The sequence below is a fragment of the Rhizorhabdus dicambivorans genome, from assembly GCF_002355275.1.
GTDB classification, from domain to species: Bacteria; Pseudomonadota; Alphaproteobacteria; order Sphingomonadales; family Sphingomonadaceae; genus Rhizorhabdus; species Rhizorhabdus dicambivorans.
The window spans coordinates 4,382,841-4,395,291 of sequence record NZ_CP023449.1 but is presented as its reverse complement, the minus strand read 5'-3'; the positions used below and the strand labels follow the sequence as shown (position 1 = coordinate 4,395,291).

Below are 12,451 nucleotides of genomic sequence, written 5' to 3'. Positions count from 1 at the left end.
CGACCACTCGCCGGCAGTCCGATAAAATAGTAGGGAAGGGGAATACCATGGGACGCGAGCAGCGGCCGCTCCGGACGTTAGCGATCTATGTTGACGAGGGTGACGATATCGATCACCTTCGCGCCGCGTTCGACCTCGGCGCAGATGCCGTGTTCTTCGATCTTGAGGACCATGTTCCTCGCCACAAGGTGGCAAACGCACGGGTGAACATCCGCAAGATCCTGGACGAGCGAGGGAGCGAAAAGACGATCTTCGTGCGGGTGAACAGGATGGGCGCGCCCGAACTCCTCGACGATCTGGACGCGATGGTCTGCCCCGAATTGTATGCCGTTGCCCTCCCGAAGATCGAGAAGGTGGAAGAGGTCTTGATCCTGGATCGCCTTCTGACCTTGTTCGAGCGGAAGAAGGGGATGGAGGAAGGCAGTGTGAAGATCCTGCCGCTCCTCGAAACCGCACATTCGCTCCGATCGGCCTACGACGTCGCGTTGGCGTCGCCGCGGATCGTCCACATGGGGGCGTGCGTCAACCAGCATGGCGATCCGGTGCGGTCCATCGGCTACCAGTGGACCCGCGACATGGAAGAGTCGCTCTACATTCGCCAGAAGGTGCTCATCGACGCGAGGGCGGCGGGCGTCCGCTACCCGATGTCGGGGTTGTGGAATCCGACGAATGATGACGAAGGACTCGAGAACTTCGCGGTGAAGACTCGCAACATCGGATATTACGGAATGATGGTCATGCCGCTTCCGGGCCATATTGAAATCGTCAACCGGGTGTTCACGCCCGCGCAGGAAGAGATCAACTATTGGGCCGAGATCGCCCGGATAATGGACGAAGCGAACCCCGATGTTGCGCCGGATCTGGTCGTGGGCGGCCAGGTCGTCCCCGCGAACCGCAGGTCATGGGCCGACATCCGGCTCGCGCTCGGTGCGGCGTATGGCGTCGTTCCAAGCGCCGACCGTCCGGTCCTCGTGGCGGATCACATCGGCAAGGCTTCCGAGAACTTCCGGAAGGCCGCGGAGAGGGCTTGATCGTCGGGTGTTAGGAGGCGGCCGGCGCGCTCGTCGAGAGGAGCGCGTGAGCGCCAGATGCATTGAGTGAGGAGAGGTACCTGATGGACGTTCGCACGATGATGCGGCGAACGGTGGAACAGTGGGGCGACCGTGAGGCTGTCCTCGCCGGAGACCGCCGCCTGAGCTACTCGGAGGCCTGGGAACGCGGAGTCCGGCTGGCGAACGTCATGATCGAGGCCGGGATGCGCCCGGGTGACCGGATCGCGGTCCTCGAGGACAACTGCCTGGAGTCCGTGGACTTCTTCGTGGCGACCGCGGTCGGCAACTTCGTCCGGGTGCCGTTGTATGCCCGCAACTCGCGGGAGAGCCACGCCCACATGATTGGACACACGGGTTCGAGGATGCTGGTCGTTGCGGAGCACCGCCTGCCAGAGGTCGCCGGGTTGGAACAGGAGATTCCCACCCTGGAGCAGATCCTGGTGCGCGACTCCAGGTACGTCGGCTTGCTCCAGGCCGCGTCGCCGGTCGACCCACAGGTCGCGATCTCGCCGGACGATCTCTACCTCATCCGCCACACCGCCGGCACGACGGGCAAGTCGAAGGGCGTGCCCTTCTCTCACAGGCAGTTCCTCGACGCGGAGCGGGACTGGTTCTACGGCTTCCCGCCGGTCGAGCTCGGCGATACGGCCCTGCACGCTGCGGCGATCTCGCATGGGTCGGGGTACTTCTTCATTCCACCGTGGTCCGTGGGCGGCCGCAACATCCTGCTCGAGGGATTCGACGTTCCGAAGGTGCTCGACATCATGGAGCGCGAGCGGGTCGCCTTCATGTTCCTCGTACCGACGATGCTGGGGATGCTCGCCCGACACCCTTCGGCCGCCGGACGGGACTGGTCGGCGCTCAAATGCATCGGGATCGCGGGCTCTCCCTCGGGCGAGGCCGCGTTGCACCACGCTCGCTCGGTCTTCGGCGACGTCATCTACCAGGTTTACGGGCAGAGTGAGGTCTTCCCCGTCACCATGATCGGGCCACGGGAGCTTTTCGGCGAAATTCCGGGCTCGCAGCCCATTCGATCAGCCGGACGTGCCTTCCCCTTCGCTGAGCTCGCGATCCTCGACGTCGAGACTCACGAGCCGCTCGCGATCGGCGAAGAAGGGGAGATCGCGGCGAAGACCGACGGCCAGATGAGCGAGTTCTGGAACGACCCCGAGGCGACGGCGGCGAAGATCCACGAGGGCTGGGTCCTGACCGGCGACATCGGCAAGCTCGACGAGCACGGCTACCTCTACGTCATCGACCGCCTCGCCGACATGATCATCTCGGGAGGGTTCAACATCTGGCCGGCCGAGCTCGAGAACGTGATCGCTTCTCATCCGGCGATCATCGAGGTGGCCGTCGTCGGCGTTCCCGACGAGCGCTGGGGGGAGACGCCCATCGCGGTGTGCGTGGTCGCCGAGGGCGAGCGGGTGGACGAGGAAGAGATCATCGAGCTCTGCAAGGAGCGGCTCGGCTCGTACAAGAAGCCGTCGCAGGTGATCGTCACCACGGATCCGCTGCCGCGCAGCCCGGTGGGCAAGGTACTGCGCCGGTCGTTGCGCGCGCCCTATTGGAAGGGGCGCGAACGAGCAGTCGCGGGCTGATCAGCACGGGCTGCGCAACCGTCTCGGCGCTTGGAGATATCGGCTTACCTGCCCGCAGTTCGGCTTCGCAGCAGAAACATGTTCGACACCTTCGTTATGCGTGGCGACAACGACCTGCCGGGCGACGGTAGCTGCGCTCGAGCGAATGTTGAAAGACACCGAGGATCGTCTCAGGAGGCTAGAGCGGGAGCAGAATACGTCTAACTAAAAAACTGCTCTAGGTTGCTTAAAATCTGCCGCTTCGCCTGTCGCCCACATTTAGTCCGGCCTCACAAGAATCTGGCGAGAGAGCAGATCGCACTGGTTGGCAAATGAAAGGACGGAAGCATGTCGTTCCAGGACATCGTGGTGGCGTCAGCAAACGGCGTTCAGACGATCACAATCAATCGGCCTAAAAAGCTCAACGCTATTCGAGGAGAGACCATCGACGAACTGGAGGCAGCGTTCAAGCAAAGCGCCGCAGATCGAAATGTGGGGGTTTTGGTGCTGACCGGTGAGGGCGAGCGCGCCTTCTGTGCCGGCGGGGACATCGAGTGGGAGAATGCCGGGGGCATGAAATCACTGGACTGGCAATTGGGCAATCTCATCCTTGATTGTCCCAAGCCGGTCATCGCGCGTGTAAACGGCTATGCGATCGGCGCTGGCAACCACATAGCGTATTGCTGCGACTTCACGATCGCCGCCGAACATTCGATTTTTGGCCAGAACGGCCCGCGCGTGGGGTCGCCCGCCGGCGGCTATCCCGTTGCGCACGTCGCCGGCATTATTGGGCATAAGCGCGCACGAGAACTGTGGATGCTCTGCCGGCGATACACGGCGACGCAGATGCTGGAGTGGGGACTCGTGAACTCTGTGGTTCCGAAGGAGAAGCTCGATGAAGAAGTGGCACGGTGGTGCGATGAATTGCTTCAGATGAGCCCGACCTCCTTGAAGACGATCAAATACTCGTTCGGCAAAATCGTCGATCGCACTGGCATTATGGAAGTGATCGATACCGTGGCGCCGAATTTTTTTGAAACTGGAGAACAGGAGGAAGGCACCTCCGCTTTTCTGGAAAAGAGGAAGCCTGATTTTTCGCCCTGGCGGGCGTAGCCAAGTCGGTGCGTCAGCCGCACCGCGCATACCGGCTTCGTGCTCGATGCATTGGAGCAGAAAATTATCAGGGATGTATTATCTGCCCACGAAAGGGTCGGGCGCATGGCCTCGTGCGCCGCAAACATTTATGGGCATACCGTCAGCCAATGCTCGCACCGATGGGATTTGGATCGTTATGGGGCTTTGTTACTATAATGTCACCTTCGATGGATGTGGTTCGACCTTGGTGATGGCGTGCACATCACGCGATGCCGTTTTACATGGCCGCCGATTTGCGCAGATCGGGCGTACCAATGTGCGGATCACGACGCCTGACGCCAGGACCTACACGCTGGAAGAGGTCGATGCGGCGCTGGCCGCCCGCGAGAAGGCGCGCCAATGAGCGGCACTCCGAACGAGGTCGTCGATCTTCTGCTGCGCCGGGCATCCGCGCTCAAGTTTGCTGAGCCCGGGCCGTCCGGTACCCAGTTGGAGCAGATCCTCTCGGCGGCCGTGACAGCGGCCGATCACGGGCGGCTGCGGCCGTGGCGGTTCATCGTGTTCGAAGGCGCCGGCCGAGAGCGGTTGGGCGATCTGATGGCAGCCCAGGTGCAGGCCGACAAGCCGGGGGCTGAAGCGGCGGAACTCGAAAAGGCGCGCGAGAAGGCGTTGCGGGCGCCCACGGTTGTTGCGCTCGTCTGCAAGCCGGTTATCGGACACAAGGTGCCGGTCGTCGAGCAACAGGCAGCAGTGGCTGCTGCCGGAGCGCACCTCATGCTGGCGGCCAACGCACTCGGTTTCGGCGTCGCATGGAAGACCGGGGCGGCTGCATATCATCCGGCCGTGCGCGCCGGATTAGGCTTGGCGGACGAGGATTCGGTTGTCGGCATCTTCTATATCGGCACCGAGCAGCAGCGCTCACCGCTGCCGCGGGCCACGCTTGAGGACGTCGTCGAATATCAGCGGGATCGGGCAGCTTAGCGCACCCGGTGGGCATCCAGATATGCCGCGATGAGATGACGAAGCAGCTTAATGGGATTTTCCGCACCTGGATGCGGGTCCGGCAAGCCCGTCATGGCGCCTTGCCGGTCATTTGGGGTGACTGCATCGTCCATCTTTCGCATCCGGAATTCTCCGGCAATGTGCTCCATACCTCCGGGATCATCCAAATCACGGAGCATGGAAGTTTCAAGATCGCGGAGACTCGCAACAGCTATTATGCGCTGTTGGGCCCCGAAATCGAGATGCCGGCAGGCAAGGGTATCGATCCGGAAGCTGTCGTGCTGGCGCATCGGCGCCCGGAGCCACGCCAGGACGCGCTTGTCAGCGCCGCGATGAACGCCGATCGGCAATGTGTCAAATGTGGCGGGACAGGCGTTCATGCCTGTGGCGAGCGGCAGCTGTGCGTGTGCGATGCGTGCTGCCGGCACAATCAAGGATGGTGGCAACTCGAAGGCGGCTATGGCGCCGACAATGGCCGATGGGCGTGCAAGGCAGGTTGCGGCGTCATCCTCGATGCGCCGCCGGCGGCGCTGCAGTTTCTGCCGCGAACGAGTTTGTGAGGGCGCTGCTCCGGCAACCGAGCCCGGCAACGACGAAGTCGGCGATCCGCATTGCGATGGCATCGCGCTCTTCGGCGCTGTTCGATTGCTTCGGGTCGAACCACACGATCAGCCAGGCGAGCGATCCCAGCCCGCCTCTCATCGCAAGTTGGATCGAAGGGATCTGGCAAACGCCGTCGGCCGCCGCTTCCTCGATCAACGCATTGATTAGAATTTCGAGCTGCTTACGCAGTGCATTGATCCGCGCGAGCGGCCGCTCCTGCGCCGCTGATCCACGGCCAATCAACTTGAACTGAGTCGCCTCCAGCGCCACGCGGTGAAACGGATAGTGTTCCATGAGCTCCGTCGCGAACGCGCGGAACACGTCGTGCAGCCGCTGGGCGGCAGGCACCCCCTTCGCTTCTGCGAGCGGATAGATCCGTTCGTTGATCATGAAAAAGGCGCCGACCGCCACGTCGAAGTATAAATCCAGCTTGCTCCGGTAATAGTGATAGATTTGGCCCTTGGTCGTCCCCAAAATCGTGGCCACATGATCCAACGTGGTGCCTGCGTAGCCACGCTCATAAAAGGCGGTGGCGGCTGCTTCGAGTACGAGCGCCCGTCCTTCCATCTTGGGGCTCGATCGCGCTTCTGATTCCCAGAGCGGTGTCAGCGCAGGCTTTTTCTTGCGTGAGGCAGGAGATCGCATAGTCACTCCAGGCATCCATTGGGACGGCATCGAAGACGCGCATCGCGGCGCTTTGAACCAGGTTGAGGGCGGATTTCCTAAATGGGGCGTTGCCTGCATGCAACCGATGTTGCAGCCGGGCGATGCCGATCTGGTCCCAAAGCGCTCCGCGCTATGTTCACCCATCACGGATGTGGCAAATTGCATTTGCGCGCACGCAAGGATAGGGGCCGCGAATTGACGCGGCGGGTGAAAAGCATATCCTGGGCAGGATCAGGGGTCTGTCACTAAATCATGACTGAACCGGCGAATTCTGGTGCAAGCAACGTACCATCACTTCTGGTCGATCGGCCAGGTGCGTCCGATGAGGCTCGCGCGGATATCCTCAAGGCGGCAGCAATTGCGTTCAACGCACGCGGATTCGAGGCAACATCCATTGATGATGTCGCGGATGTGCTCGGTGCGAGCAAGGGCAGGATCTATCATTATTATAGGTCCAAGGCGGATATATTTCTCGACCTCCATCTTGAATCCCTTCGAATCTTGATCGATCGCGTCGGCAGCATAGCAGCCCGGCCAGACCTCGGTCCCGTGCAGCGCGTTCGGGAGATGTGCTTCGCGCATGCGATCGAGGTTATGACCAGGATCAACTACCAGAAGGCCACGATGCTCGGTCTCAACCGCTTTCTGCTGTCCGTGTCGGCTCCCTATCAGGAGGCCGCCCGCCAGCGGGTGAATGAGCTCCGCGACGAGTATGAGGACCTGTTCGTCCGAGTGATCGCGAAAGGAGTGGAGGCGGGCGAGTTTCGACCGGTGGAGCCTCGGTTCGCCAGTAAGCCGCTGCTCGGTGCCCTCAATTATGTGGCGAATTGGTATGAAGAGGATCGCGATGATCCGCTCGATGCGGTGGAACAGATTGCCGCTGCGCTCGCCGACTACTGCGTACGGGGTTTGACACAAAGCTGAGCCTGCCGCCGCGCGGGCATTGACTTCGAGGTCGCTGGTGATGGTGCAGTGGCTCCTCAGCGGAGTTGCGGGCCACGAGCCGCCGCATCGATGCTTGCTGTAGCAGCAGTTGTCGACCTCAGGCTTCGCCCATCTACCGCTACACAAGATGAGCCGATGCGACCGGAAAACGATACTTTACAGCGAACATTCTAACGAGTAGGTTTTTTTTCGAATCAAACGGCGCCTAGTCGGTTGGAGAGGAGAGCTTCATGGCAAAGGCTCACGCAGTCCCTGCCTCGGTACCGCCGCGAACTGCGGTTGCCGATGCCTCGGTCGTCAAGTCGGCGGGCCGGGCGTTACAGATCCTCGAATATTTCGATGCGGTGCAGCGCGAGGCGTGCGTTTCCGAAATCTCGCGGGCGCTTGGGTGTCCGCAATCCAGCACCTCGGTTCTGCTGCGCAGCCTGGTTCATCTCGGCTATCTTCAGAACGATCGCCATCGGCGGACCTACTATCCCACGCGCCGCGTGTCGCTGCTCGGCAACTGGGTCGATCCAACGATCGTGCGCCAGGGTGAACTGTTGATGCATGCCGACGCGGTCGCGCTGCGGACCGGCCAAACGGTCGTTATTGGAACCATCAATGGTTTGCACGCGCAATATATCTATGTGAACCGGCCGCAAAGGGGGGCGGGAGAGGGCGAGTGCATCCATGTCGGGCGGCATTGCGCGCTCGCGCGCACGGCTCTCGGCAAGGCGCTTCTCGCACGGCATGATGACAAGCACGTCTCGCAGCTGACCTGGCGCATCAACGGAGAGCGCGCGGAGCACGAGCCACTCGTTCAGGCGCCAGCGCTGCTCGCTGAGTTGCAGTTGGGCCGGCAGCGCGGCTGGTTTGCTGGCGAGGGTGCCGACAGTTCGTGGACCGGAGTCGCGGTGACGCTCGATCGCAAGGAGCAATGGCTGGCGGTCGGCATCGAGCAGCGGGGCGCGATGGCGGAGGCGGAAATGCTGAATTACGCCGAAATATTGCGCGATCTCGCCTCCCAGGCACGGGCCTGAACACGCGGACGGCGGCAGGATGCGTGTCGGGCCGGTCTGGCCGTCAAGCAGCCTGCAGGATTGCCCCGATCGACCAGGAAGGAAACGGAGCTTAGATGTACGACCTCATCATTCGCGGCGGGACGGTGGTCGATGGCTCGGGGCGGCCGGGCTATCACGCCGACGTGGCGGTCCAGGACGGCCGCATCGCCCAGGTCGGCACTATTTCCGGCGTGGCCAGGCGTGAGCTGAACGCCGATGGCCATGTCGTGACGCCGGGCTTCATCGACGGGCACACGCACCTTGACGCGCAGATGCATTGGGACCCCCTCGGCTCGTCTTCCTGCTGGCAGGGGATCACCACGGCCGTGATGGGCAACTGCGGCTTCACGCTCGCGCCCAGCTCCAAGGCGCGGCGCGCGCTGGTCGTGCGGAATCTCGAGCGCGCCGAAGATATTTCGTGCGCGGCGATGGAGGCCGGCATCGACTGGCGCTGGACGACCTTTCGCGAATATCTGGATGTGGTCGATACCCTCCCCAAGGGGATCAACTATGCGGCGAATATTGGCCATTCCGCGCTGCGGACATTCGTCATGGGCGAGGACGCATTCGAGCGGACATCGAATGACGACGAACTCGCGCTCATGCGGCGTGAGTTGGAGGACGCGCTGGCGGCGGGGGCAATCGGTTTTACGACTTCGCGCGGGGAGGGGCATCTGACGTCCGACGACCGCCCCGTCGCATCGCGCCTTGCCGACTGGGGCGAGGTTCGCAGCCTTGTCATGGCGATGGGAAAATTCGGCCGGAGAATGTTCGAGCTGGCTCCGCCAAGTGCGTCGCGCTTTGGCGAATTGGACGTGCGCCGCCGCTTCCATGAGGAATTGCTGCAATTGTCCGTCGCCAGCGGCGCGACGATCACCTGGGGTCTGATCCCGCTGCCGGAAGTGACCGCCGAGGAGTTGCCCCTGCTGGATCGCGCGGCGGCCGCCGGCGGTAAGCTGATCGGCCAGTCGCACAGCCGCGGCATCTACCTGCTGTGGTCCTTTCTGACGCAGACGCCCTATGACTGGATACCCGAGTGGAAGAAGGTTCGTTCGCTGCCTTTGGAGCAGCAACGTCAGGCGCTCAAGGATCCCGCGCTGCGCTCCGCACTGGTGAACTCGGCGAAGCACGCGGTTTTTCCAACGTCGGCGGCCGCCGACATTCCCAAGCCACCGGACTTCGAGCAAATGGTGGTGTGGCAGAATGCACTGCCGCCCAATCCGACGATGCATGATATGGCCGCGCAACGCGGCGTGGACCCAATCGAGCTGTTCATCGATCTCGCGGTCGAGACCGACCTGCAGCAATTCTTCTACCAGCCTGGGATGCGCTGGGATGACAAGGCGCTGATCGATGCGATGCGCCATCCCCATTGCGTGATGACCTTCTCGGACGCTGGCGCCCATGTCACGCAGCAGGAATGTTCGCTGCAGACCTATCTGTTGTCGCACTGGGTGCGTCAGCGGCAGGAGTTCACGCTTGAAGAAGCGGTGCGTATGGTGACGCTCGCGCCCGCCCAGGCCTGGGGCTTCACCGACCGTGGCTTGCTTCGCGAGGGTCTGGCGGCAGATATCAATATCTTCGATCCGGGTCGAATTACCCCGACGCTGCCGGTCCTGCTCCATGACCTGCCGACCGGAGCGCCCCGGCTAGAATCACGGGCCGATGGAATGCTCGCGACGATTGTCGGGGGCGAGGTCACCATCGAACGCGGGGCGCACACCGGCGCCCTGCCGGGCAAGCTGTTGCGTCGCCAGGCATGAAACTGAACTTTGGTCCCTTGGGGTGCCTCCCGCTGGATTGTCCGACCAAGCCGGAGCGCCGGATCCGGACGAGTTGGGATTGGGGGGCCGCGACGCCGTCATTGCGAACGCGCCTTATTTCGTGCCGTTGACGCAAGACAACCGGACGCTGATCCCGATGGTCGAAGGGCGTTTCGACACGATCATGGCGGCAATGCCCTGACGCCCACAAGAACCGATCGCAAGGTGCTGGCCGGTCCTTCGGCTGACGCTGCTTCGATACAAGTAGAGAATCGCGACATGGCAAGAATTACGTTCGTTGAATTCGATGGAACCGAGCACCCGGTCGAGGCCGATGACGGCTACACTGTCATGGAAGTGGCGTTGGACAATGACGTGCCCGGCATCGAAGCGGAGTGCGGCGGTGCGGGAGCGTGCGCAACCTGCCATATCTATATCGACCGGGACTGGACTGCGGTGGCGGGCGAGGCCGGACCGACTGAGCGCGAATTGCTTGAGATGGTTGAGGACCGCCGCGCTGAAAGCCGGCTGAGTTGTCAAATCAATATCCGCGCCGAGCTTGACGGGATGGTTGTAAGATTGCCCGAAGTGCAGGGCTTCTGACCAGGCGAGGAAATCTTCGATATAGAAATCGAGGCTGTGGGTTGTGCCACGGCACCGAGGGCAGGGCGCCGGCCCGCGTCGGCCCCGCCTTGCTCCCGATCCGCTGCCGGTCGAGGCGGGCGCTGACCCGCTGACGCCCCGGCCGGCCGGGCCCGTTTCCGCTGATCAGATAGGCGATGAGATGGGGCGTGATGCCCAATCCCGCTGCCTTCCCGCCCCGGCATGATAGGGTCGCGCCGGTTGTACGGGAGAGGACCGATGAAGCTGTTGATTGCGGGCGCGAAGGTCTGGGACGGGCTTGCCGACGCAGCCTTCGCTGCCGATGTGCTGATCGAGCACGGGGCGATCGTCGCGCTGGGGACGATCCCTGCCGGGTGGTGCGAAGGCGCGCGGCGCATCGATGGTGCCGGGGCGACGCTCATCCCGGGAATGGTCGACGCGCATGGCCATCTCAGCTTTCCCGTCGTCACCTATGCCTATCAGATCGAGGACACGCCGCCCGAGGAGACGGTGCTGATCACGATGCACAATGTCCGCACCCTGCTAGACGCCGGGTTCACCGGGGTGGTCGGGGCGGGGTCGCCCAAGCTGCGGTCGGAGGTCGTGATCCGCAACGAGATCGAGGCCGGACGCATCCCCGGTCCGCGCCTGATGGCCTCGACACCCACCCTCACCGCAACAGGCGGTCTCAACGACACGACGCAGTTCCACCAGGGGCGTGACGTCGCGGCGATGGTGGTCGACGGGCCCGAGGCGTGCCGCCGCGCCGTGCGGATCGGCTATCGCGAGGGCGTCGATATCGTGAAGGTCAATGTCTCGGGCGACGATTTCTTCCCGCGTCCGTCGGGGCGCACCACCACCCTGGCCGAGGATGAGATGCAGGCGATCGGCGAGGCCGCGGCGGCGCTCGGCCTGCCGATCAGCGCGCACGCCCGCTCGGCGGAATCGATCAAGCGGGCGCTGCGCGCCGGGGCGACCCTGATCAACCATGCCGATTTCGCCGACCAGGAGGCGCTCGACATGCTCGAGGCGGCCCGTGACCGCGTATTCGTCGCGCCGACGATCGGCTATTATCACAGCCTGCTCCATGACAGCCCGTTCGACCGGGCGACGCTCGACCGGATGGGAGTAGAGGCGGCGATGGCCGCCAATATCGAGACGCATGGCGCGCTGCGGCGGCGGGGAGTGCGTGCCGTGATTGGCGGCGATTATGGCCTCGCCTGGCAGCCCAATGGCACCAACGCTCGCGACGTGGAGCATTTCGTCACCTATCTCGGCTATTCGCCGCGCGAGGCGCTGACTGCCGCGACCCTGCATGGCGGCGATCTGATGGGCCAGGGCGCGGGTCGGATCGCCGAGGGGGCACCCGCCGATCTGCTGCTGGTCGAGGGCGATCCGCTGGCCGATCCCGGGCTGCTTGCCCAGCACGACCGGCTGCTGGCCATCGTCAGGGGCGGCCTGCTGCACAAGGCGCCGGGATTGGCGGCGTGAGTCCGTTCAACATCTTCCAGACTGCCTATGTCACGGCCGATATCGATGCCGCCGTGAAGCTGGCGGAGGCGCGCTTCGCCGTTCCGAGGATGCAGGTCAATCGCGATGTCCCGATCGAAACCGTGTGCGGCACCGCGCACTGTCATTTCGCGCTGGCGTTCGTCGGGCCGGTCCAGATTGAGTTGATCGCCCCGGCGGGCGGCGCCGACGACGTCTATCGGGCGATGCTGCCGCCCGGCTGCGGGCTGCGGCTCCACCATATCGGCTGCCTGCTTGACAGCGATGCCGCATGGGATGCGGTGCTGGACGAGGCGGATGTCTCGGGCACGGCAATGCCGGTGCGCGGTGATTTCGGCGGGCTGATGCGCTATGTCTATCTCGATCGCCGCGACGATCTCGGCCATTTCGTCGAATATATGCAGCCCGGCGCGGGCGGCATGAGCCTGTTCGACACGGTACCCCGCTTCTGAAAGGAAGGGCCCGACGATCGGTCGCCGTCCGGCGCCGCCCGTCGGGCCCCCAATATGCCTCCTTGGGAGAGGACTGCCGCACCCGGCCCCGCCGCCATGACCATCTCCGGCGGTGGGGGCGGGCGCAGCTCAGGCATC

The 12,451-nt window shown here is 63.4% G+C and carries 14 protein-coding genes; 13 read left to right on the top strand and 1 reads right to left on the bottom strand.

Features of this window, described 5'->3' with window-relative positions:
- The first annotated feature begins 47 nt into the window (after nt 1-47).
- The 6 genes from CMV14_RS20640 (at nt 48) to CMV14_RS20615 (ending at nt 5,289) form a co-directional block, all read left to right on the top strand.
- A complete protein-coding gene (locus CMV14_RS20640; RefSeq protein WP_083215804.1) occupies nt 48-1,031 on the top strand; it encodes an HpcH/HpaI aldolase/citrate lyase family protein in 984 nt (327 codons plus the stop codon).
- A gap of 83 nt (nt 1,032-1,114) precedes the next feature.
- Nucleotides 1,115-2,653, top strand: coding sequence for a class I adenylate-forming enzyme family protein (locus tag CMV14_RS20635; protein WP_066961880.1), 1,539 nt, complete (start codon nt 1,115-1,117; stop codon nt 2,651-2,653).
- Between the two features lie 327 nt (nt 2,654-2,980).
- A complete protein-coding gene (locus tag CMV14_RS20630; protein WP_066961882.1) occupies nt 2,981-3,745 on the top strand; it encodes an enoyl-CoA hydratase-related protein in 765 nt (254 codons plus the stop codon).
- Between the two features lie 73 nt (nt 3,746-3,818).
- A complete protein-coding gene (locus CMV14_RS20625; protein ID WP_139114696.1) occupies nt 3,819-4,130 on the top strand; it encodes a hypothetical protein in 312 nt (103 codons plus the stop codon).
- The gene (locus CMV14_RS20620) at nt 4,127-4,708 is read left to right on the top strand and encodes a nitroreductase family protein (RefSeq protein WP_066961888.1); all 582 of its coding nucleotides are present in this window, start codon (nt 4,127-4,129) and stop codon (nt 4,706-4,708) included. Before CMV14_RS20625 ends, CMV14_RS20620 begins: the two co-directional genes overlap by 4 nt.
- Before the next feature lie 8 nt (nt 4,709-4,716).
- Nucleotides 4,717-5,289: a hypothetical protein gene (locus CMV14_RS20615; protein ID WP_066961891.1), complete on the top strand. Its 573-nt coding sequence runs from the start codon at nt 4,717-4,719 to the stop codon at nt 5,287-5,289.
- Here CMV14_RS20615 and CMV14_RS20610 read toward each other — a convergent pair.
- On the bottom strand, nt 5,234-5,977 hold the full coding sequence (locus tag CMV14_RS20610) for a TetR/AcrR family transcriptional regulator (RefSeq protein ID WP_176488959.1): 744 nt from the start codon (nt 5,975-5,977) through the stop codon (nt 5,234-5,236). The genes CMV14_RS20615 and CMV14_RS20610 overlap by 56 nt on opposite strands.
- Nucleotides 5,978-6,250: 273 nt before the next feature.
- Between CMV14_RS20610 and CMV14_RS20605 the strand changes: the two genes are divergently transcribed.
- The 7 genes from CMV14_RS20605 to CMV14_RS20580 all read left to right on the top strand — a co-directional run bounded on the left by CMV14_RS20605 (nt 6,251) and on the right by CMV14_RS20580 (nt 12,313).
- Nucleotides 6,251-6,922 carry a TetR/AcrR family transcriptional regulator gene (locus tag CMV14_RS20605; protein WP_083215806.1) on the top strand — a complete coding sequence of 224 codons (672 nt, stop codon included), beginning with the start codon at nt 6,251-6,253 and terminating at the stop codon, nt 6,920-6,922.
- Between the two features lie 251 nt (nt 6,923-7,173).
- The gene (locus tag CMV14_RS20600) at nt 7,174-7,965 is read left to right on the top strand and encodes an IclR family transcriptional regulator (protein ID WP_066961903.1); all 792 of its coding nucleotides are present in this window, start codon (nt 7,174-7,176) and stop codon (nt 7,963-7,965) included.
- A gap of 95 nt (nt 7,966-8,060) precedes the next feature.
- The gene (locus tag CMV14_RS20595; RefSeq protein WP_066961906.1) at nt 8,061-9,749 is read left to right on the top strand and encodes an N-acyl-D-amino-acid deacylase family protein; all 1,689 of its coding nucleotides are present in this window, start codon (nt 8,061-8,063) and stop codon (nt 9,747-9,749) included.
- A 37-nt stretch (nt 9,750-9,786) separates the two neighbouring features.
- Complete coding sequence (locus CMV14_RS26880) at nt 9,787-9,951, top strand: hypothetical protein (protein WP_176488960.1); 165 nt, start codon at nt 9,787-9,789, stop codon at nt 9,949-9,951.
- A gap of 77 nt (nt 9,952-10,028) precedes the next feature.
- On the top strand, nt 10,029-10,352 hold the full coding sequence (locus tag CMV14_RS20590) for a 2Fe-2S iron-sulfur cluster-binding protein (RefSeq protein ID WP_066961910.1): 324 nt from the start codon (nt 10,029-10,031) through the stop codon (nt 10,350-10,352).
- 258 nt (nt 10,353-10,610) lie between these two features.
- Nucleotides 10,611-11,843, top strand: coding sequence for an amidohydrolase family protein (locus CMV14_RS20585; RefSeq protein ID WP_066961913.1), 1,233 nt, complete (start codon nt 10,611-10,613; stop codon nt 11,841-11,843).
- Nucleotides 11,840-12,313, top strand: coding sequence for a VOC family protein (locus tag CMV14_RS20580; RefSeq protein ID WP_066961916.1), 474 nt, complete (start codon nt 11,840-11,842; stop codon nt 12,311-12,313). The genes CMV14_RS20585 and CMV14_RS20580 overlap by 4 nt, the downstream gene beginning before the upstream one ends.
- The last annotated feature ends 138 nt before the right edge of the window (nt 12,314-12,451 follow it).

Coding starts and splice junctions, on each gene's coding strand:
- CMV14_RS20640 (WP_083215804.1), top strand. CDS start 48: ATGGGACGCGAGCAGCGGCCGCTCCGGACGTTAGCGATCTATGTTGAC.
- CMV14_RS20635 (WP_066961880.1), top strand. CDS start 1,115: ATGGACGTTCGCACGATGATGCGGCGAACGGTGGAACAGTGGGGCGAC.
- CMV14_RS20630 (WP_066961882.1), top strand. CDS start 2,981: ATGTCGTTCCAGGACATCGTGGTGGCGTCAGCAAACGGCGTTCAGACG.
- CMV14_RS20625 (WP_139114696.1), top strand. CDS start 3,819: ATGTATTATCTGCCCACGAAAGGGTCGGGCGCATGGCCTCGTGCGCCG.
- CMV14_RS20620 (WP_066961888.1), top strand. CDS start 4,127: ATGAGCGGCACTCCGAACGAGGTCGTCGATCTTCTGCTGCGCCGGGCA.
- CMV14_RS20610 (WP_176488959.1), bottom strand. CDS start 5,977: ATGCGATCTCCTGCCTCACGCAAGAAAAAGCCTGCGCTGACACCGCTC.
- CMV14_RS20605 (WP_083215806.1), top strand. CDS start 6,251: ATGACTGAACCGGCGAATTCTGGTGCAAGCAACGTACCATCACTTCTG.
- CMV14_RS20600 (WP_066961903.1), top strand. CDS start 7,174: ATGGCAAAGGCTCACGCAGTCCCTGCCTCGGTACCGCCGCGAACTGCG.
- CMV14_RS20595 (WP_066961906.1), top strand. CDS start 8,061: ATGTACGACCTCATCATTCGCGGCGGGACGGTGGTCGATGGCTCGGGG.
- CMV14_RS20590 (WP_066961910.1), top strand. CDS start 10,029: ATGGCAAGAATTACGTTCGTTGAATTCGATGGAACCGAGCACCCGGTC.
- CMV14_RS20585 (WP_066961913.1), top strand. CDS start 10,611: ATGAAGCTGTTGATTGCGGGCGCGAAGGTCTGGGACGGGCTTGCCGAC.